The sequence below is a fragment of the Sporofaciens musculi genome (assembly GCF_009830285.1).
GTDB classification, from domain to species: Bacteria; Bacillota; Clostridia; order Lachnospirales; family Lachnospiraceae; genus Sporofaciens; species Sporofaciens musculi.
On the sequence record NZ_WUQX01000001.1, the window covers coordinates 2,821,983 to 2,840,666 of the forward strand.

The following is an 18,684-nucleotide window of genomic DNA, read 5'->3' on the forward strand; positions in this document are numbered from 1 at the left end:
CACCACACTCTTACATAATCTGCTTATAGGCCTTGATGTTATCAATAGCCACTTTATTAATTGAATATTTTTTCTCTGGCAAGTCTGCGATATCATCTGCATTACCTTTAAAAATATCCTTAACCCTAATGTCCTCATCGAGAATGAATTTAGTGTCATCCTCTTTCTTGCCATTATCTCCGAGAACAAGCTGTATCTTCTGATAGTCTTCATAGAAGTATTCCTGCAAAAGAGGAATTACACACTTCTCAAAAATGGAGCTGAGTACATGAATTGACGAATCCTTTGCAAGTTTTGTAAAGAACGCATGTCCAATAGTGTGCTCACGATCATATAAGAATGTTATTCTTTCATTTATTGTTTCCAGCATTGCTGCAACATCTAAATCTTCTACCTTATCTGCACCAATCTTTCTTAGAACATTCGCATCCGGCAGCATTTCAATAAACTGGAAACGTCTACGAAGAGCTGTATCCATCAATGCAATCGATCTGTCTGCCGTATTCATTGTTCCAAGAATATAAACATTAGAAGGTACGCTAAACGTGTCTCCAGAATAAGGAAGAACTGCTGATGCGGCTTCCTCCATACCTGCACGCTTAGTTCCTTCAATTAATGTAATAAGCTCACCAAAGATTTTTGAAATATTACCTCTGTTAATTTCATCAATGATAAAGACATACGGCTCCTCATTTTCTACAACTTCTGTTGCTTTTTCATTCAAAGAATACTTCTTTGCTACATCAAGAATATCCTTTAACTGCATGTTAGGAGCCTTTGCAAATGTCATTCTATGAAGAAGCTTATCTCCATTTATGCTAGTAATATTCTCATCAATATTTGTTGCAAGCCAGGTTACTTTACGTGATAGCTGATATGTTTCCTTTGAAGTCAATTCTTCAATATCACCGGTTACAACACCAATACCATCAATCGTTTTTCTAGTCTTAAATGACAGAATAATATCACCAATAGCCACATCCTCAACAAAAGCTCTAGCATCTGAAGTGTCATAATCAAAGCCCATTCTGGCGTTACCTTCATGGAAGCATTCCTGCTTCACTGGATTCATCTCCCCACTCATTATTGTGAGCTTCCAAATCTGAGCCTGTGCATTTACTAAGGTGCCTGTTTCATTACTCTGGATCGTCTTTGCATCATCACAAAATTTTTTGAATACACCAGGCTCTACTGTATATCCAACTTCTTTCTTTGTCTGATCTACAATAGGTTTTATTCCTTCGATAAATTCTTCGTATCCATATGACTGATGGAAGGTAGTAAATACAATTCTTCCGGCCTTTTTTAATTTGTTATATTCATCCATAACCTCCTTGTATGGTCTTTCCCTTACTTCCTCTATACTTTTTCCAGTACATATTGCCACTGCATAAATGGCAGTATTATATGTCTTACCTGTTCCAGGAGGTCCATACAAGATCATATTCTTGTCAAATTCAGATGCTTCAGGTCCTTCTTCAATTCCTTTTTTATATTCAAGTCCGATATCTGTTAAGTCCATTTCCTTCAGAGCCTCCCATAATTCATTTCGCATTTTATATACATAGGCTCCGCTATTGGCAGCTTTCCCTGCTTGTCCTAAAAATGCTATTGGAAAGACTCTCTTAACCTCTCCATCTGGGCAAGGCGCCTTTTTGAAATAATCAAGAGCACGTCTACTGGTGTTATATACGCTGCTAGTGTATACTGTAGGGTGTCCCTTATATTTGTCTGATAAAATTTTAGGTGAAGCAACTCCACCAATATCAAGGAAACATTTCAGAACTCTCATGCATCCTTTGTGTGAAGGATACTCCACATCTTCAATAAATCTCCTCCAGTCATCCTTTGTTAAATCAACTGGATACTCATCATATGATGGCCAATAACCATCCCCCGCACCTATAAGTGCTTTCCACATTTTTCTCAATTCAGGAAGAACTTCTGTTTTTATTTCTATTCCAGATGCCATTGGACTCCACTGCTGATCTGTAAGATGCTCGTTTAAATCATCCTGTAAAAGCATATTTTCCGTTTCATAATCCTGAATCCAGTCATACTCTGCATCAATGTGACGAGCCATGACACCTTGCGCGGCTTTCTCTGGAGAATAATGCAGTGCTTGATATGCCTCCTTTGCCACTCGACCATGCGCAATAATACCTCTTGGCTGGTTACCAGTTTTTATTAAGAATACTTCATCCCCATCAACAGGATGCTTATTTGAACACGTCCACGGTATTATACATGTCTCACCTTGTTTTGTAGCTACACACTGTTCTTTGTAATTCTTCCAAGGCCAGTTGTCAGGATTCCATGTTAATAACCAGGCTCTACCTTGCTCTGCTTTATCAATTACATGCTCGTAATAAGGAAGTATCTTATCTACCGCTTCCATTATCTCAGCATCAAATTCTTCGTTTGTTTTTCCTTCTGTGGTTTCAACATAGATACAAAGCTGAACCTTTCTAAGCCTTCCATCTTCAACCTGCACCTTTATATCCTCTTGCGGACCAGTAATAACTGATGGATTTCCCCATTCATTACTTCCTGACACATAAACCATTCCAGGCTGAGGTGGAATATCAAGGTGTGAATGATACTTTTTCATTATCTTCTTATCAGCACCATCATTCTTTATTTCTAAGCTGATACGATATCTTGCAGCACCATCATTCTTTTCCACAAATAAGGAAATGCTGATCGGATTTTCAGCCTGCTCTTTGTACTTCATCTGGGTCCACAAATATTTTCTTGTCTTTGTTTTAGAGCCGTCAAGCCATGATGCCGTCAAGCATCTATCTAATCCATATAAGGTCTTACAACGAGCTGCCATCTTCTCCATCTCAGCAACTGCATTCTGGCCTTTCTTCTTAATAGTAAGCAGGTTATTCTTCTCATCCACTGTTAAATTTTCTGCATCTGGGTTTGAATACGGAATTTCCTGATTGTTTGCCAGATAATCCAACACACCTATATAATCGATATCTATTGGTTGCATCTTTTTCATCACCTCTGAATATATATTGCGGACGAATTCCAACAATTCATCAATCGTGAGTAGCTGTCCATTTTTACGGACTCGTCTAGTAGCATCTCTCTGCCTCTGTAATTATCCACTAAGCACCATTAAATCATATTCTAATATTATATTCCTTTGGAGGAATATTTTCAATCTTCTTGAGGTTCATGCTTGTTCTCCCTTTTTAAATGCTCCAGTCCCTCGCGGAAGCTCTGAATCCAACAAAGTTCTGCCTCGCACATCATAACAAAGTTGTCATAGATCATTTCCCACATGAAATGTTCCTGTTTTGACCTGTTGGGGAAATTTTTCTCACGGCATTTTTCCTCTCTGCGCATGGCTAACTGCTGTGTCATAATTTTCTCATACCTGGCAAGCAGTTCCTCCACCTTTTCCGTCTCCAGACATCCGGCCCACGATAGCTGTATAAGAAAGGTTTTCTTAAATTCCGGCACTTCCGGTTCTTCACTCATCACCCATCGAAGCAATTCAGACATGCCGGATTCTGTAATGGAATAAATCTTTTTGTTTGGGGCGCTTTCCTGATACTGTATCTCGTTTGTCACAAAACCATTTTCCAGCAGCCTCATAAGCGCCTTGTAAATTTGGTTGTTGTTGCCTGACCAGTAGAGAAACGGAGAGTCCTGCATCACCCGTTTCACATCATATCCTGTAAGTGGTTTCCAACTCAACAAGCCCAAAATTGCGTAATCAATCATCATAATAATTCCCTCCTTATCATGTGTTAATTTTAACCTATGATATTGATTGCGTCAATCTCGCTTTACGGAGAAATTTTCCCTGTTTTCTGATGTAGGAATGAGTTTCTTTGACTTCCACGTTCCACTAAAATATCGTGTGCAGACAATCGCGGTGGCATCACCCCAGCCGATGCTCGTGGATACTGCAATAGCGAGAAAGCCTATGTTCGGCGCTAAAATCAGTGTTACCGCTAACCGAGTGACGATTGATGTGGCGGAATGAACAGCCGCAATGATTGTATCGCCAGCGCCCTCCAGCACACCGGCCAAGCAGTACATAATTGCCATGAGTGGATAAAACCATGCGCAGACGGTGAAATAGCTGTTTCCACTCGAAACGGCCTGCCCGTCGCTGCCGACGATGAGACTGATGATACTTTCCCCAAAGATCAGCATACATGCCGATAGTAGGGCTATTGTGCTGATGGAAATCATCAAGCTGAACCGCAGGCCCTTTTTTAACCGCTCCATTTGTCCGGCTCCAATGTTTTGACCGGTAAAAATGGTGACTGCATTCCCCAAAGACTGTACCGGAAGCAGGATAAAGGCTTCAATTCGGGTGGCCGCTGTCATTCCGGCAATCTGCTCTTTCCCAAACTGATTGATAACGTCTTGTATGAAGCAGGCTTCCTAAAAATATGGGGAGTGTAAACAGAATCAGTTGTTTCTGTAGATTTCCCGCGATTAACATGTTGTTGGATGTAAGCACCTCTTTTTCAATAACAGACCCTTGGACTAACAAAAAAATAAGACTCGACTATAACGCCAAGTCTTTCTTTATTATATTTGATTAAACAATCTCATCGTGGTATCTGGTCCAACTCCACCATTTTGTTTGCAGACTTTTTCTCCAACAAATGAGTTTCTTGATACCCTTACTGTATAGAGCTGATCTTCAAACAATTCTACCGCCTGTTCATTTATAACACAGCAAGCAATCATCATGTCTGGTTCAAGAATCCTTTTTATCGTATGGCCAGTGTTTATAACCGAATCAGCAATAATTACATTCTTTGTTTCAGGCTTGGTGAAATCTTCCCTCTTAGGATCATATAGCTGTAATTTACACCCTAACTGAAAATATATTCCTTCTGCCAAAAATATGCCGCCCCGGAGCATCGCCACCACCGTAGTTTCTTCTGGATTCATTTGAGGAAAGCCTTGTGACAAGTATTTCCCTAATTCCATATGAGCCTGTGCAAGTTTAACACCTGAAACTCCAGAATCGGACTTTGTTATTGAAATCAACTCATTTATTCTATCTGTCTTATTCACCTCAAACAACAGCTATACCCTCCGTATCCATATATTTTAACGAACGACTTAACGTACCGTCTGATTTCGTAATCAGATAACCTTCGTCTGCCTGTTTCAGCATATAATAATCGTTCATGCTGTCTCCATAGGCAATAATTCTAACACCCTTCTCTTGAAGGAATTTTGCAATAAAATATTTTGTCTCCGCAGACATCTGCTCACCACAATACATGGGCATTTTCAGTTCATTTGCTATTTCCTTCCATATTCCATAATATCCAGTTGTTAATATAATACATGGCATCCTAATCGTTTCTATAACAGCAGGATTAAAATGTACCCCCAATTCCTCAAATGGCCGACTTGTCCAATCAATGAAACGTAAGAAATCTGTCATTTCCCTTTTATGTCTCCACGCTTGGAAACCTGTATAAAAATTGCCATCAAATATGTGTGTCTTGTACCCCAAAACACTACTACTATCTTCAGTAGTCAACGTCCTGTCCCCATCTGCCAAGCAAATTTCCTTACCTTTTATCTGATCGAAAATACTATCAGCACTTTGCTTTGCATAGGCCAAACAACTATATCCTGCCGCCAGGCTATCTATAAATTCCAGTATCGTGCTTATATTCGGGAAATATCCTTTTTCCGGATTGTCACAAACATAAAAATCCTTATTATGTTTATGGCAATACTGCCGAAGTGATTCCAGTTCAGCCATCTGCCATTTCCCAATGTCAAAGGTAAGGTATTTTTTGTTTCTGACTGAGTCTTCCATTCTCATTTTAAGAATTGACGGATCCACATATAGATATAAAATCGCGTCATATAGTTCTCCGTCTTCTTCAGTAAATACAACTTCATCACCAAAGGAATAGTGTCCATCCATGATGAAATCATTCTTTTCTTTTAGCTTTGCCGCCAGTTTCCGTCTCACATGCTTTTTCTCTTCAGATGATAAAGAATGGAAATCTGGTTCCAGTTCTTTAAGCATGGAACTGCCTGCAAGCACATCAAAATTCCTAACTGCATCTAATATAAAAGTTTTTCCCGCTGTAGGAAGTCCATATAAACCTATTCGCATATTGTCTCCTTATAACATCGTGTCCTGTCGAATACCAACGATACCTTCTCCAAGTCACTGATAGGCAAACTACTCTCTCCCAATGCAGGCAGGTCTGCACAGTTTCCGCAGAAGTATATTTTCCCATTTGCATAGAAAAAATTATTTATGCCGACACCACATAAACCACCATACATCGTACAGTCATAGCCGCCTGTTCTAACATTTAATACCTGAGCAGCCTTCTCCAAAAACTTATGAAACTCATTTAATGTAATCCCATACTTACCAATCATCCTTGAAAAAGTTACCCTTGTATTAAACTGTCGGAAAAAGTCGGTTGTCTCATCTGCTTTTTCCAATATTTCTTTTCCCACAGTACAGTTCATTGGTGGATATTTACCATTAATCTTTTGGTATAACTTCATTTTTTCCATTACTTTTGCGTGCGTATTACATCTATACATGTCGTGGATTGATGTAACGCCGTCTATGGAAAATCCCAGATTAACTTTATGCTCCTTAAAAAACTCCAGCATATCTTCATCAACCAACAAGCCATTTGTAATAGAATATGCCGCAATACGCCCAGCAGCCAGATATTCGGAAATATATAATATGTATTCCTTCAATGCCTCGTATTCCAATAACGGTTCTCCATTACCGACAAATCCGATTTTAAACACTTCAATGTTATTACTTTCTATATAATCTATAATGTTATCCAGAATAATAAAGACATCCATTTCATCAGCTTGAATAGCGTCTTTCTTTTCATGGAAGTGACAGTATTTGCATTTTAGATTACATCTATTATTTATTGAGATACATATTCTATTTATCATCTTCTGCCTCTCTTCAAATTACGATCCTTCCTATAGTTTGCATCTCCACGATTGTATTGCACTCTTGCCGGACCAGACTTATGATATTTATCCACCCAGTCTGCCGCTGTTTTTCCATCTATATCAACAATCTTCTGATCCGCACCTGCTTCAATAAGAATTTGCCTGATATCCCAAGTACGCTTTCCTCTGTCATTCGCAAAATGACCATTCATACATGCCTTCATCAATGCAGTAAATCCATTTGCATCTTGCTGATTGATGCTGGTTCTTTCATCCCCACATAAAGCAATAACAAAATCTTTCTTTCCTTCCCATGCAGCCACCATTAATGGCATGTTCCCTTCATTTTTTTCACGTCTTAAATCCTTCTGGCGCAGTTTCCCGGAATCATATGGATTTCTGCTCCCTATATTAGGATTTGCCTTACATTCATTTAAAAGAAACAAAAACATATCCTTGTCTCCCGTTTGAACTGCATGAGTAAGCGGTGGAAAGTACCTTCTGCTGCAATCCCTCTTGTTTTTATCTGCACCATGCGCAATCAGCCACTCTATTTTTGCTTTTCTCTCTTCAAAAGTTGCCTTACGGTTTCGCACAGCAGAAATAATCAATGTATTTCCATCCGGTAAATATGCATCGATTTCTTCGGCATTTGGTATTTCACAATCCTCATATGAATCAGCGTAATATGCATCAATTTTTGATATCTTTGACATATTGATAAGCTCCTGTTTTGTAGCCATATACTCTCTTAAATGCAAAGCTGCAACTGATTCATTTCCTTTCAGGTAAGCTGAATAATCCGTATCTTCCGTTATAATGTCTACTTTACAGTGGTATTTATCAGAAGCTTCCTGAGCTATATAGATTATTTTACAATCTTCATTTTCTTCATCACTGTCTCCTGTATAGCCCATAAGAATAGTTCTATCCCCATAGCTGATTCCACGTATCACTTCCCACGCTTTTCTTCCTAATGGTCCTGACTTCTTGTTCTTAATGTTATCCAATTCATCTACAACAACTTTCGGAATAATCACCTTACTGTATTCTTTATTCAGTTCATCTATAAGCTGCGAATTTTTTAACAAGGCAGACGTGTCCGGGACAGCAACCCTTTCTCCCCGCAGAAATTGGTCCGTCTGCTTTTCTGACATACCGAATGCCTCACAATACTTTCTTGCAGTTTCAAACAAAGTTTTTTCACTGGTTTTTCCTGCTTCTACCCTTGAAATTGAAGATTTATTTGGTGCAATACCATTAACAGCCAGCTTCTGTGCCATTTCGTCCATCGTACAATTATTTTTCTCTCGAAGCTCCTTTAATCTTTTACATAAAAAAGCGATTTCATTTTCATTAGACATCAGAAATTTCCCTTCCAAACCTATTCACTAAAAAGTGGTTATCTTTCACATATCTATAATACCGCTTGTTGCAATTTTTTCAATATGCAGCCTGTTTTTTGCAACTCAAATGCTGTATTAGCAACTACTACATCCATTTCTTTTAAAAGTGCAACATTTTTTATCACTTTGCAACATAATAATAAAAATATCTGCAGTCATCATTTCGCCTCCGCAGGCCAATGGAGTAAAATTTTAAATTTACATCTATTTTCTTCGTAAAAACACAAGTTCATTTTTTACAAAAGTGACCGAAAAGCCCGGAAAATCACAATGTCATTAACTTAAGAAAAAGAACAATGCCGGATATCGTTACACCATTCTATAGGGTAAAGGTATCCGGCATTGTTTTGGATATGAAATCCTGATTAGCTTCTCTTATCTCCATAGCATCACTTCTCCTCGCTCTCAAATCTATATGTTTTTCTCCAGCCACTTTTCAACAATGTTTCTATCCCCATCCTCCATAACGGCGTGTTCACTGTCCTGAGAAATCGTTAAATCACACAGATACTTCCGTACAAACTTCTGAATCACTTCTGCCGACTGCATGTTATCCTTCCCGCCATAAAGAATTGCAGTCCAAATACCCCAATCACAAATGGGATGTTCCTTCACATACTGATAATAGTCCCATCTCAATGTATCAACAGGTATTGGTATTTCTTTTTCAATACACAGTCTTTCTTCCGTAACCTGGAATCATAAAAACATTTGCTGAATTAGATATTTTCTCTGCAATTTCCGCAAAAGCCCCGGCATACTCTTTGCGGGACATTTTTCCATGAACATAAATATATACTTTCTCTGATGCTTCACCCCAAATAATAATAGGAATACCTTCTATTGAAATTTTTAACTTTTTCATTTTCCGCTTATTCTCTCCTGATAAATACCTATTTTTTCATCCAGATTCCGCAGGTATTCTTCCCACTTTCTTTTCTCTTCCACTACAGATTTTCTGTGCTGTATCAGCAGTTCCATCCGCTCTGCCATCGTGTCGTCTCCCTGATACCGCAGATCAGAATAATGTTTAATATCCCGGAGCAGCATTCCGGTATCTTTCAGACGCTGGATAAATTTTACCCATTCTATGTCATCTTCACTGTAATCCCGTCTCCCGACACTGTCCCTACTTACACAAAACAGTCCTTTCTTCTCGTAATAGCGTAGTGTATATGCACTGATTCCAGTTATCCCAGAAAATTCACCAATAGTCATAACTATCCTCTTTTCAAAAAATCCTTGACTTAGACTATAATCTAAGAACTATCCTTTTTACAGTAGCTTGATATCTTATTGAACAGTAATTGTTTCATAAGACCATTTTACCAAACAAGGAGGAGAAAAGAAATGGAGAAAACAAGATTTCATACTGGTATGGAAAACTTAAAGAAAATTGATGGAGAAGGCGGCGAGTCTGTCATCCGGTCACTGGAGACAATTTCACCTGACCTTGGAAAGTACATTGTTGAATTTGCCTTCGGAGATATCTATGCGCGGAGCGGCCTCTCCTTACAGGAGCGGGAAATGATCACGTTAGCCAGCCTTCTCACTGCCGGAGGATGTGAACCACAACTGGAAGTACATATTAATGGAGCTTTAAATGTGGGAATTGCTCCTGAAAAAATCATAGAGATATTCTTACAGTGCATCCCATACACTGGCTTCCCCAAAGTCCTAAATGCAGTCTCTGAGGCAAAAAAGCTCTTTGAAAATTAAGGATTTTTTCTGTACTATAATCTTCTAAAAAGTACGTTCCTTTCACTGATTTTACCCCAGGGTAAAAATATGGCTGTGTCCTTAGTCAAACCAAACTGATAACACAGCCACATACCAGTCCTACATGCCCGGAATTGCCCGTATTACCGGGCTTTCTTTGAAAGCAGACAGACCGTTTCAATATTTGCTAATTCCCGATGCAGAATAATGAATTTCCGAATTATTATCTTTACTTATTCGGCCATTTCCAGGTAATTTATCTAAATAATCATAATCTTGGAAATATTTGTGATCATATTCTTTAAAAATTCTATTTCACTTGCCGAAATGGGAAAAGTCAATTTTATTTCCATTAACAGCTTTTTACAATAACCACTACATCCAATTTCTTTAACTGGTAGCACAAGATTTTGATACAGTCTATAATTTAACCTGGAATGTGTACAAGTTGCAGTTGAAAAATACAAAATCCCATCAAAACTTCTGTCCGATGTAATCAACCACTGTGTAATTAACTGCGGAACAATATACTCTTCCTTAAATACTCCTTTCTTTTTTGACACATCTACTTTTACGGAACAAGCCATAATAATTGGAATCATTTTTAAATAGTTAATGATTATTTCCTCATTATCTGCATCATTTTGATCGCAAAGGTGCTTTTTCAGTTCATATGGCAATAACCCAATGGTTATTAAATTATAATCCTTTGGTATCTCAATTTTTGTAAAATACATATCTTGTTCTTTTGGTCTTCCAAGTTCTTCATAGCACGTATACGGTGTTGTTCCTAAATACATACAAGGGAAACCCGACACACTATATCTTTGATTTTTTACAAGATACCTAGATTCAAATGGAATATGAAAAAAATCTTCTTTTTTGTCAAAATTCTCTTTTTTTGTCAGAACGTAAACGTGCTCTATAATATGTTCGTAATACATATTTCCCATAATATTCGCTTATACGCTTAATAGCAAATTCACTCTTTTCCACTACATTATTAAAAGTAATGCATGCCCCTGTGATATCCCCCAATAGGTATTTATGTATCGCACTAATAATCCCTTCCGTTGAAATTTTAATATCTTCTATTGTATTTTCCATATTTTCTGAATAGTGTACTTGATTAAATTCTTTGAGTTCCTTAATAAAAATATTAAACTTCTCTTTTAACAGTCTCTCTATCCCCCAAACATCATTACTATATGGTAAATCTAAATTTTTGCTACCCAATAAATGAAACATTTTCATAAACTATACTCCTATATTCAAAAAACAATACGTTTCTTCCGTTTACTCCACAATTCATAAATTTGTCCGATTACAGAATAGATTTTCTCATTCGACAAAATTCAGCGTTTCACCGAAAGTTCATTTTTCTTACCCCACCTGCTCTAAGGAAACATATTTTCAGTCTCACAAAACAGAAAACACAGAAACATATCGACCTCTGATCGCCTAAGCCCTTTGATTTAACGGGCTTTCCAGGTGAGCAGATAGACGATTTCAACATGTGATACTTAGGCTATAACCAAAAAAGTCCACATTTGCCAAAAACCTTTGAAATTCGAGGGCACTGAAAAACTCTCATTTTTTTGTGGGAGTTTTTCTTTCTTCTATAAAATACAATGTCAGGTATTATGATTCATATAAAAACATAGGCGGTTTTATCATCCGGCCAGTGCAATCAACTTCGTTATTCTCTTAATATTTGCTGCGAATGCCATAAAATACATTTGCAATTCCATAGCAAACAATCCCACGGAATCTGCTCTGCCTAATCCGTGGGCTTCCTTTAATTCCCCATTCTTTTTTTCAATCCGGTGTCGGATCTTCAGGCGTTCCTGAAATTTTTCGCTTGCTTCAAATTCCAGCCTGCTCCGGTTCCTTTGGCTTGCTTGAGTAATACTATAGCTGTGGGGTTTTCCCTTCCCTACTTTACACTGTCCTTTTAGCGGGCACTTATCGCATTTTTTCTTGCTGAATACGTAATTCCGGTACTGGTTCCCGTTCTTTGCCTCCCGCTTCTCAACCCGCATGGCTAATTCACCCGCCGGACATTGCAGCATCTTTGCGTCTTTGTTAAAACTGAAACCTTACTCAAGTTTTGATGTGGTATAAAAAAAGTTGACAGCTTATTCTCAAGGATTTCATAATAAAACCAAGAGAATAAGGAGGTATTCAAAGTGGCACGTAAATATGACCATGAATACAAAGTACAGGCAGTAAAACTTGCCAAAGAAATCGGCGGCGCTAAGGCTGCTAAAGAATTAGGAATCCCTGAAGGAACCATCCATACATGGCTGAAAGCCGTAAGAGCCGGTAAGTTAGACATTGGGGAAGGTTCCCATACCCCTGCCAGTGCAATGAGCCTGTCAGAAGAAATTACCATGCTGCGTAAGCGGGTTAAGGAGCAGGACAAAGAAATCCGACGTCTGGAAGAAGAAAACGAATTTCTGGAGGAAGCCAGCGCTTTTTTCGCCGCCAGCCGTCGCAAGTCAGCAAAAACCAGAGGATGATATTCCTGGCTTTGAAAACAGAGGACGGCAGGATTACCAGAAAAATTTCATTTTATTGCCGGATGCTTGGTGTCAGCCGGCAAGGCTTCTATAAATATCTCGCGAACAAAGACCGTCCCTGGAAGTACCAGGATCTGGCGGATGCCATGAAAGAAATCATCAGCGAGGATGAATGCAATGATACTTATGGACGGATCCGGATGTATCAGGCGTTGCTGCTAAAGCAGCCGAAGGGAGTACATATCCCCAGTGAGAGGACTGTGTACAGGGTCATGGATCGGATTGGCCTGGGCCACCGTCCAAAGCGCAAACCGAACGGAATTACAAAAGCGGATCGGGAAGCGATGAAATCAGACGATCTTTTAAGGAGGGATTTCCGTGCGGATGCCCCATTGGAAAAATGCATCACAGATATCACGGAGATTCCAGCGTCCAATGGGAAACTGTATGTATCTGCGATTTTTGACTGCTTTGATCTTAGCGTTCTCGGTCTTGCAATGGGAACAAATATGAAAGCAGATTTGTGTATCCAAACATTGAGGAATGCCCTGACAGCTTACCCTGCACTGGAAGGCGCAGTGATCCATAGTGACCGGGGAACACAGTATACCAGTGAGTGTTACCGGAAGACCATCCTGGAACACCATATCCATCAAAGCATGAACAGTGCCGGAGGACGCTGCCATGATAATGCACGCTGTGAAAGTATGTGGGCCAGAATGAAGACGGAACTTCTGTACGACCGCCATGACACAAAACAAATGACTGTAGAGGAATTAAAGGTACACATTTGGAGATACTTCCTCAGCTACTGGAATAACCGAAGGATCTGCTCTGCAAATGGCGGACTTCCTCCTATGATAAAACGCAGGCAGTATTATGAGGCTTTGGAACTGGCGGCATAGGCAGTGATACCCTTGAGAAAAATGTGTCAACTAATATTGACAATATCATAAGAATGGCAACCGTTTTCTATGTAAGTTTGCCGCAGTACGGTCCGAATTCATGTATGATTGACAGAATGGTTTTCCTGTCCTCCGCCGTACACAAAACAGCGACTTTCTCCAAGCATTCCAGCTGTTCCTGTGATAGCGTGTTCTGGTTCTTCCCAACGCCGTCCATCAGGAAGTAGCCGCCGTTATATCCCTTTTTTGAAATGACCGGGAGTTCCTCTCCTATGACTTCAAAATCCCTGCTGATTGACTTCCTGCCTACGCAGTATCTGCCCATAAGTTCCGCCACGGTCAGCTTCTTTCCTGCCAGCAGCATACGCTCAATCTCCCTGCGCCGCTGGAATGCATGGTCTAACATTTTTTCACCCCCTTTCACCGCTGTTTCTGATGTTAATTGTAGATAAAGTAATACCCCCTCTATGGGGGCATTGCCTGAAAAAATTTATAATTTTTTCCGCAATGCCGGAAAAGGCTGGAACCTTTTCCGTGAAGAATAGCAAGCACTGCCTGTGTTCCCTCACAGGCTCCAATCTTTCAAATTCCCTCGAAGCGGGAACTTGAAAAAATTGGCTTGTAGGGGGCATATCCCCCTAACCCCCTTTGCGCTCAAAAAATCGCAAACTGCCCTGCCGAAGTTTTTGATTTTTTTGCACGAATGCCCCATGTATGAGGGCATTTATTTTTGTAAAATCCCATTAAAAAACTGATAAGGAGAAAAAAACAAAAATGGCAAACCGTGAGCGCAAAAATGAGCTAAAAATATATCTAAGCGACAAGGAGCAATACATACTGGAACAGAAAGTAAAAATCTCCGGCATGAAAAGCAAATCCACCTTCCTGCGCCGCCTGATTTTATACGGCTTTGTCTATGACATTGACTATTCCGATTTACGGGAATACAACGCCACACTCGGAAAAATCAGCGGCAACCTGAACCAGATAGCAAAGCGAATGAATGCCACAGGAAATGTGTATAAAGCCGATGTGGAGGAAGTGAAAAAGCTGATGAAACAAGTATGGGATACACAATTAGCCATGCTTTCCAGACAGCCAAGCATGAAGCAATAAACCCGAACAGAATTCCCGCCCAAAACAGGGGAGTGTAAAATAAAGTGTGTAAGTTAGAAATACAACAAATCTAACTGCATACTTTATTTTTCTATATAAAGTGTGCTACACTCACAGAAAGGATGAAGAAAAGGATGGGTACAGCACTTATGGCACGTAAAAATAGTCAGAATACTAGAGGGGCTGCAATCGCAAAGGCTATTATGGAAGAATACCAGCCACAGACAAGGGAAGAAATGCAGGATGCTATCAAAGACGTCTTTGGGCCGATGTTTGAGGCTATGCTCCAGGGAGAGATGGATTCCCATCTGGGGTATGGGCGTAATGAGCGCGGGGAAAAGGAGACGACAAACAGGCGTAATGGTTATTCCCATAAATCTGTCAATTCTGTTTATGGAAAGCTGGATGTTGCTGTTCCAAGGGACCGGGATGGCAGCTTTGAACCGAAAGCAATCCCAAAACGTACCAAAAACGTCAGCGGGATTGAAGATAAGGTATTATCCATGTATGCACGAGGCATGAGCCAGCGTGATATCGCAGATACGGTAGAAGATATATACGGTTTTGATATCTCCCATGAAACCATTTCAACAATTACGGATAGGGTGATCAGAACCGCGGAAGAATGGCAGAACCGTCCACTGAAAAAGTTCTACACGTTCCTGTTTGTCGATTGTATTTACGTTACCATACGAAAAGAGATGGAGACAAAAAATTGTGCGGTATATGTGGTGCTGGGTTATGACGCAGACGGCAGAAAGGACGTGCTGGGGCTGTGGATTGGCGAATCAGAAGGAAAACACTATTGGATGCAGATCTTTGACGAGATCCGTGCAAGAGGTGTGGAAGATGTGCTGTTTATCAGCATGGATGGAGTATCCGGTCTGGAAGAAGGGGCAAGGAGTATCTTCCAGGATGTAGTCGTGCAGAGATGCATCGTACACCTGATCCGAAATGCTATCAAGTACATACCATCAAAAGATTATAAGGCATATAGCGCCCAGTTAAAGAAAGTATACGGAGCGCCTAGTCTGAAAGCAGCGGAAGCTGAATTTGAGCGTCTTAAACAGGCATGGTCAAAATATCCCGGAGCAATAGACGTATGGATACGCAACTGGCAGCATGTAGCCCAGCTTTATAATTATGGGAGCGCGGTCAGGAAGGTGATGTACACGACAAACGCCATAGAGTCTGTCAATTCGAGTTTGAGGAAAGTCACGAAAAGGGAGCGTTCCCCAATGAGGACGCTGTACGAAAGGCCTTCTATCTGCGGATTGTGGAATTGTATAAAAAGTGGAATGACCGTCCCGTAGCCAATTGGGCATTAGTACGTAATCAGCTTGCCATGGATGATAAGATGCAGACACGCATTCTCAAATATGAGCAGTGTTGATTCTGAGACTGTAAATAATCTTGTGTCTTTGGAGAAATAATCTTTACTGGTAGGAATCAGATATGTAGAAATCTGCTGTCGAATATCATTACTTTTATGTTGTCGAATTCTTTTTATGATAATAGTATTACCAGATAGTCAGGTTTTATACATATTTATTGATTTTTTGGCACACCAATCAGACATTAGCAGCAGAAACTCTTTCCGTGGGCTCTGCCCACACCCGGCCTCCGGAATAAGACCGGGAATTTCTGGCAATACTGCTAATGCCGATGAAATAAGGCCGGAACGTTTTGATGCGATATGTCGTTCCGGCTTTTCATTTTACAGGTACCGGGTAAGCCTCTCCCCGTACAGGACGATCAGCTGGTTCAGCACCTGGTCCCAGTTTCTGTAACGCTGTGTCCATTTTTTGATCACATTTCCACTGGCAAGATAAAGCATCTTTTCCAACGCGCTGTCGCTGGGGAATACACTCTTTGTCTTTGTCACTTTCCGATACTGGCGGTTCAGTCCTTCTATGATATTTGTAGTATACATGATACGCCGGATATCATCTGAAAACTGAAAGAAGGAACTGATGTCTTCCCAGTTATTCTCCCAGTTACTTATCGCATAGGGGTATTTCCTTCCCCACTTTTCTTTGATCTTTTCCAGTTCTGAAAGAGCAGATGTTTCATTGGGGGCATTATATACTGCCTTGAAATCTGAGGAAAATTTCTTCAGGTCACTGTAATTGACATATTTGAAAGAATTGCGTAGCATATGGATGACACACCTCTGGATCTGGGCATCCGGATAGACTGCCCCTATCGCTTCCTTAAAACCGGGAAGCCCGTCCACGCAGAAGAACAGTACATCCTGTACACCGCGGTTTTTCAGATCATTTAACATGCCCAGCCAGAACTTGCTCGTTTCATTAGCTCCTACTGTGATGCTCAGGATATCTTTGTAACCATCTGCTGTGATGCCCAGCACGATATAAGCCGCCCGGCTTAAGATGCGCCCATCCTCCCTGACCTTGTAATGGATGCAGTCCATGAACACAAAAGGATAGATCGGATTCAACGGACGTGACTGCCATTCCTTTATTTCCGGCAGGACCCTGTCTGTGATCTTGCTGACCATTTCTGCTGACAGTTCCATCCCGTAAAGATCTTGTATCTGGTCATGGATGTCTCTTGTGCTCATGCCCCTTGCGTAGAGGGATATCACTTTTTCCTCTATCCCGGAAATATCCCGCTGGTATTTTGGGATCAGTTTTGGCTCAAATTCCCCTTCCCTGTCCCTTGGGACATCGATCTGGAACTCACCATACTGGCTCTTCAATGTTTTAGGGGTATGTCCATTTCTCTTATTGGATGTAGGAGCCTCTCTTTTCTGATTCTTTTCATAACCGAGAGACGCATCCAATTCTGCCTCCATGAGTTCCTGAAGGATATCCTTGAAGCTGTCTCTGAGCAGGCTGTAGACATCAGCTACGCTGTTTAGGTTGTTATCTGCAATAATCTGTCGAATCTGTTCTTTTGTTGCTGGCATAAAAAATCCTCCTTTTCGATAAGAATTGTCATATCTTGATTCTTACCAAAAAAGAGGTATTTTTTTCCAAAGACACAAATTATTCTACACTACCTTGATTCTGCATGTAAAACCGGCAGCTTTGAAAACTGCCGGTAAGGAAATTTTATAAAACTTACACACTTTACTTGACAAACCCTTAAATATACTTTTTTGCGGTTTCCAGACTCAGGTTGAATTTTTCCTGTACTTTTTCCAGTATCGTCTGAATAGGTACATTCATATCTTTCAGCGTAGATACCAGAGCATTAATTCCCTTCTCCATTCCCTTCTCCATACCTTCCTCCAAGCCTTCATTCCTAATCGCCTTCGCCTCATATTCTAATACCTTTCCACCCATAACAGATTGTACTCCTTTCTTAACAGAATCATATTTTACAGCAATGTGTTCCAGAACCTTATTAGACATATCACTAATCGTACATTTCATATACTCGCTAATCTCGCCCTGATTCATCAATTCTTCAAGCCTGTTCTTTATCAGTTCATATTCCTCTTGTAATAATTTAAGCTTTGTCTCGTCATTCTCATATTCCTCAAATCGTTTCTCATGAGAGAATATGTAGAATGGAATCAGAAGCAGAAGTCTTTTTTCAAATATTTCATCTAGCGTGTACTGCTGTGACTTCATCAACGGAATATCATAAGTAACTTCTCCGCCAGGTGTAACCATCTTAATTTTCATCTTATCCGGCGTAGATTCATTACATCTTAAATATAACACTGCTGAATGAGGAAAAGTTACAGTTAGAACATTTTCCTTAATCTCTCCCTCATCAAGAGCAATCTGCGTGTCATATTCAAACAGCCTCACCAACATGCTGCTATCTATGTTACTTTGACATTCCAAATGGTACTTTTTAGTTACCGTTCCTACTATTTTAAAATTTGAATCCGTAATACGCTCATCTTCATTTCCGCCTTGCCGATTCATGAAATGTTCATTGGCGGAGAAAACCACCTCTTCCTTTCCAGAATATCTCTCGTGGAATACTTCGTTAATTACTGGAATAATCAAACTACTGCAATCATTTAGTAAAGTACGAAATACATCGTCATACGGCGTATTCGTCAATTTAACCTCGCTCATT

Annotated in this window: 20 protein-coding genes and 1 pseudogene; 5 read left to right on the plus strand and 16 right to left on the minus strand. The window is 40.0% G+C overall.

Annotated features, from left to right (window positions below; translation table 11 throughout):
- Window positions 1–10 precede the first annotated feature (10 nt).
- The 10 genes from GN277_RS14095 to GN277_RS14135 form a co-directional block, all read right to left on the minus strand.
- Window positions 11–3,010 carry an AAA family ATPase gene (locus tag GN277_RS14095; protein ID WP_244324722.1) on the minus strand — a complete coding sequence of 1,000 codons (3,000 nt, stop codon included), beginning with the start codon at window positions 3,008–3,010 and terminating at the stop codon, window positions 11–13.
- Window positions 3,011–3,171: 161 nt separating this feature from the next.
- Window positions 3,172–3,744, minus strand: a complete 573-nt coding sequence (locus GN277_RS14100; RefSeq protein WP_204162750.1) for a PadR family transcriptional regulator — start codon at window positions 3,742–3,744, stop codon at window positions 3,172–3,174.
- 51 nt (window positions 3,745–3,795) lie between these two features.
- The gene (locus GN277_RS14105) at window positions 3,796–4,401 is read right to left on the minus strand and encodes an MATE family efflux transporter (RefSeq protein WP_322101289.1); all 606 of its coding nucleotides are present in this window, start codon (window positions 4,399–4,401) and stop codon (window positions 3,796–3,798) included.
- Window positions 4,402–4,563: 162 nt separating this feature from the next.
- Complete coding sequence (locus GN277_RS14110) at window positions 4,564–5,058, minus strand: phosphoribosyltransferase (protein ID WP_244324972.1); 495 nt, start codon at window positions 5,056–5,058, stop codon at window positions 4,564–4,566.
- 1 nt (window position 5,059) lies between these two features.
- Entirely contained in the window at window positions 5,060–6,127 is a 1,068-nt protein-coding gene (locus GN277_RS14115; RefSeq protein ID WP_159751619.1) for an ATP-binding protein, read from the minus strand.
- The gene (locus tag GN277_RS14120) at window positions 6,118–6,951 is read right to left on the minus strand and encodes a radical SAM protein (protein ID WP_159751620.1); all 834 of its coding nucleotides are present in this window, start codon (window positions 6,949–6,951) and stop codon (window positions 6,118–6,120) included. The genes GN277_RS14115 and GN277_RS14120 overlap by 10 nt, the downstream gene beginning before the upstream one ends.
- Window positions 6,948–8,237, minus strand: a complete 1,290-nt coding sequence (locus GN277_RS14125; protein ID WP_244324723.1) for an ankyrin repeat domain-containing protein — start codon at window positions 8,235–8,237, stop codon at window positions 6,948–6,950. The genes GN277_RS14120 and GN277_RS14125 overlap by 4 nt, the downstream gene beginning before the upstream one ends.
- Before the next feature lie 534 nt (window positions 8,238–8,771).
- Entirely contained in the window at window positions 8,772–8,999 is a 228-nt protein-coding gene (locus GN277_RS30235; protein ID WP_244324724.1) for a hypothetical protein, read from the minus strand.
- Between the two features lie 28 nt (window positions 9,000–9,027).
- The gene (locus GN277_RS30240) at window positions 9,028–9,225 is read right to left on the minus strand and encodes a hypothetical protein (protein ID WP_244324725.1); all 198 of its coding nucleotides are present in this window, start codon (window positions 9,223–9,225) and stop codon (window positions 9,028–9,030) included.
- The gene (locus GN277_RS14135; RefSeq protein WP_159751622.1) at window positions 9,222–9,578 is read right to left on the minus strand and encodes a MerR family transcriptional regulator; all 357 of its coding nucleotides are present in this window, start codon (window positions 9,576–9,578) and stop codon (window positions 9,222–9,224) included. The genes GN277_RS30240 and GN277_RS14135 overlap by 4 nt, the downstream gene beginning before the upstream one ends.
- A 132-nt stretch (window positions 9,579–9,710) precedes the next feature.
- Between GN277_RS14135 and GN277_RS14140 the strand changes: the two genes are divergently transcribed.
- On the plus strand, window positions 9,711–10,079 hold the full coding sequence (locus GN277_RS14140; protein ID WP_159751623.1) for a carboxymuconolactone decarboxylase family protein: 369 nt from the start codon (window positions 9,711–9,713) through the stop codon (window positions 10,077–10,079).
- Between the two features lie 260 nt (window positions 10,080–10,339).
- Here GN277_RS14140 and GN277_RS14145 read toward each other — a convergent pair whose 3' ends face one another.
- The 3 genes from GN277_RS14145 to GN277_RS14155 all read right to left on the minus strand — a co-directional run bounded on the left by GN277_RS14145 (window position 10,340) and on the right by GN277_RS14155 (window position 12,151).
- Window positions 10,340–11,032: an RES domain-containing protein gene (locus tag GN277_RS14145; RefSeq protein WP_159751624.1), complete on the minus strand. Its 693-nt coding sequence runs from the start codon at window positions 11,030–11,032 to the stop codon at window positions 10,340–10,342.
- Complete coding sequence (locus GN277_RS14150) at window positions 10,965–11,333, minus strand: hypothetical protein (RefSeq protein ID WP_159751625.1); 369 nt, start codon at window positions 11,331–11,333, stop codon at window positions 10,965–10,967. The genes GN277_RS14145 and GN277_RS14150 overlap by 68 nt, the downstream gene beginning before the upstream one ends.
- Before the next feature lie 419 nt (window positions 11,334–11,752).
- A complete protein-coding gene (locus GN277_RS14155; RefSeq protein WP_159751626.1) occupies window positions 11,753–12,151 on the minus strand; it encodes a transposase in 399 nt (132 codons plus the stop codon).
- 117 nt (window positions 12,152–12,268) lie between these two features.
- On the opposite strand from GN277_RS14155, the gene GN277_RS14160 reads away from it, so the two are divergent.
- Together GN277_RS14160 and GN277_RS14165 are read left to right on the plus strand one after the other, a co-directional pair.
- Complete coding sequence (locus tag GN277_RS14160; protein WP_159751627.1) at window positions 12,269–12,601, plus strand: transposase; 333 nt, start codon at window positions 12,269–12,271, stop codon at window positions 12,599–12,601.
- Window positions 12,598–13,506 (plus strand): IS3 family transposase, encoded by a 909-nt coding sequence (locus GN277_RS14165; protein WP_159751628.1) that lies wholly within the window; start codon window positions 12,598–12,600, stop codon window positions 13,504–13,506. The genes GN277_RS14160 and GN277_RS14165 overlap by 4 nt, the downstream gene beginning before the upstream one ends.
- A 67-nt stretch (window positions 13,507–13,573) precedes the next feature.
- Here GN277_RS14165 and GN277_RS14170 read toward each other — a convergent pair whose 3' ends face one another.
- Window positions 13,574–13,912 carry a hypothetical protein gene (locus GN277_RS14170; protein WP_159751629.1) on the minus strand — a complete coding sequence of 113 codons (339 nt, stop codon included), beginning with the start codon at window positions 13,910–13,912 and terminating at the stop codon, window positions 13,574–13,576.
- Window positions 13,913–14,280: 368 nt separating this feature from the next.
- Between GN277_RS14170 and GN277_RS14175 the strand changes: the two genes are divergently transcribed.
- The gene (locus GN277_RS14175) at window positions 14,281–14,622 is read left to right on the plus strand and encodes a plasmid mobilization protein (RefSeq protein ID WP_159751630.1); all 342 of its coding nucleotides are present in this window, start codon (window positions 14,281–14,283) and stop codon (window positions 14,620–14,622) included.
- Window positions 14,623–14,771: 149 nt separating this feature from the next.
- Window positions 14,772–16,015 (plus strand): annotated as a pseudogene (locus tag GN277_RS14180) (IS256 family transposase).
- 324 nt (window positions 16,016–16,339) lie between these two features.
- Here the strand turns inward: GN277_RS14180 and GN277_RS14185 are convergent.
- Entirely contained in the window at window positions 16,340–17,554 is a 1,215-nt protein-coding gene (locus GN277_RS14185; protein WP_159751631.1) for an IS256 family transposase, read from the minus strand.
- 178 nt (window positions 17,555–17,732) lie between these two features.
- Window positions 17,733–18,683 carry a hypothetical protein gene (locus tag GN277_RS14190; RefSeq protein ID WP_159751632.1) on the minus strand — a complete coding sequence of 317 codons (951 nt, stop codon included), beginning with the start codon at window positions 18,681–18,683 and terminating at the stop codon, window positions 17,733–17,735.
- Window position 18,684 lies beyond the last annotated feature (1 nt).

What these genes read in the sequence shown, in the direction of transcription:
- GN277_RS14095 (WP_244324722.1), bottom strand. Translation starts at nt 3,010, where the DNA reads ATGAAAAAGATGCAACCAATAGATATCGATTATATAGGTGTGTTGGAT.
- GN277_RS14100 (WP_204162750.1), bottom strand. Translation starts at nt 3,744, where the DNA reads ATGATGATTGATTACGCAATTTTGGGCTTGTTGAGTTGGAAACCACTT.
- GN277_RS14115 (WP_159751619.1), bottom strand. Translation starts at nt 6,127, where the DNA reads ATGCGAATAGGTTTATATGGACTTCCTACAGCGGGAAAAACTTTTATA.
- GN277_RS14120 (WP_159751620.1), bottom strand. Translation starts at nt 6,951, where the DNA reads ATGATAAATAGAATATGTATCTCAATAAATAATAGATGTAATCTAAAA.
- GN277_RS14125 (WP_244324723.1), bottom strand. Translation starts at nt 8,237, where the DNA reads ATGGCACAGAAGCTGGCTGTTAATGGTATTGCACCAAATAAATCTTCA.
- GN277_RS30240 (WP_244324725.1), bottom strand. Translation starts at nt 9,225, where the DNA reads ATGAAAAAGTTAAAAATTTCAATAGAAGGTATTCCTATTATTATTTGG.
- GN277_RS14135 (WP_159751622.1), bottom strand. Translation starts at nt 9,578, where the DNA reads ATGACTATTGGTGAATTTTCTGGGATAACTGGAATCAGTGCATATACA.
- GN277_RS14140 (WP_159751623.1), top strand. Translation starts at nt 9,711, where the DNA reads ATGGAGAAAACAAGATTTCATACTGGTATGGAAAACTTAAAGAAAATT.
- GN277_RS14145 (WP_159751624.1), bottom strand. Translation starts at nt 11,032, where the DNA reads ATGGGAAATATGTATTACGAACATATTATAGAGCACGTTTACGTTCTG.
- GN277_RS14150 (WP_159751625.1), bottom strand. Translation starts at nt 11,333, where the DNA reads ATGAAAATGTTTCATTTATTGGGTAGCAAAAATTTAGATTTACCATAT.
- GN277_RS14155 (WP_159751626.1), bottom strand. Translation starts at nt 12,151, where the DNA reads ATGCTGCAATGTCCGGCGGGTGAATTAGCCATGCGGGTTGAGAAGCGG.
- GN277_RS14165 (WP_159751628.1), top strand. Translation starts at nt 12,598, where the DNA reads ATGATATTCCTGGCTTTGAAAACAGAGGACGGCAGGATTACCAGAAAA.
- GN277_RS14170 (WP_159751629.1), bottom strand. Translation starts at nt 13,912, where the DNA reads ATGTTAGACCATGCATTCCAGCGGCGCAGGGAGATTGAGCGTATGCTG.
- GN277_RS14175 (WP_159751630.1), top strand. Translation starts at nt 14,281, where the DNA reads ATGGCAAACCGTGAGCGCAAAAATGAGCTAAAAATATATCTAAGCGAC.
- GN277_RS14185 (WP_159751631.1), bottom strand. Translation starts at nt 17,554, where the DNA reads ATGCCAGCAACAAAAGAACAGATTCGACAGATTATTGCAGATAACAAC.
- GN277_RS14190 (WP_159751632.1), bottom strand. Translation starts at nt 18,683, where the DNA reads ATGAGCGAGGTTAAATTGACGAATACGCCGTATGACGATGTATTTCGT.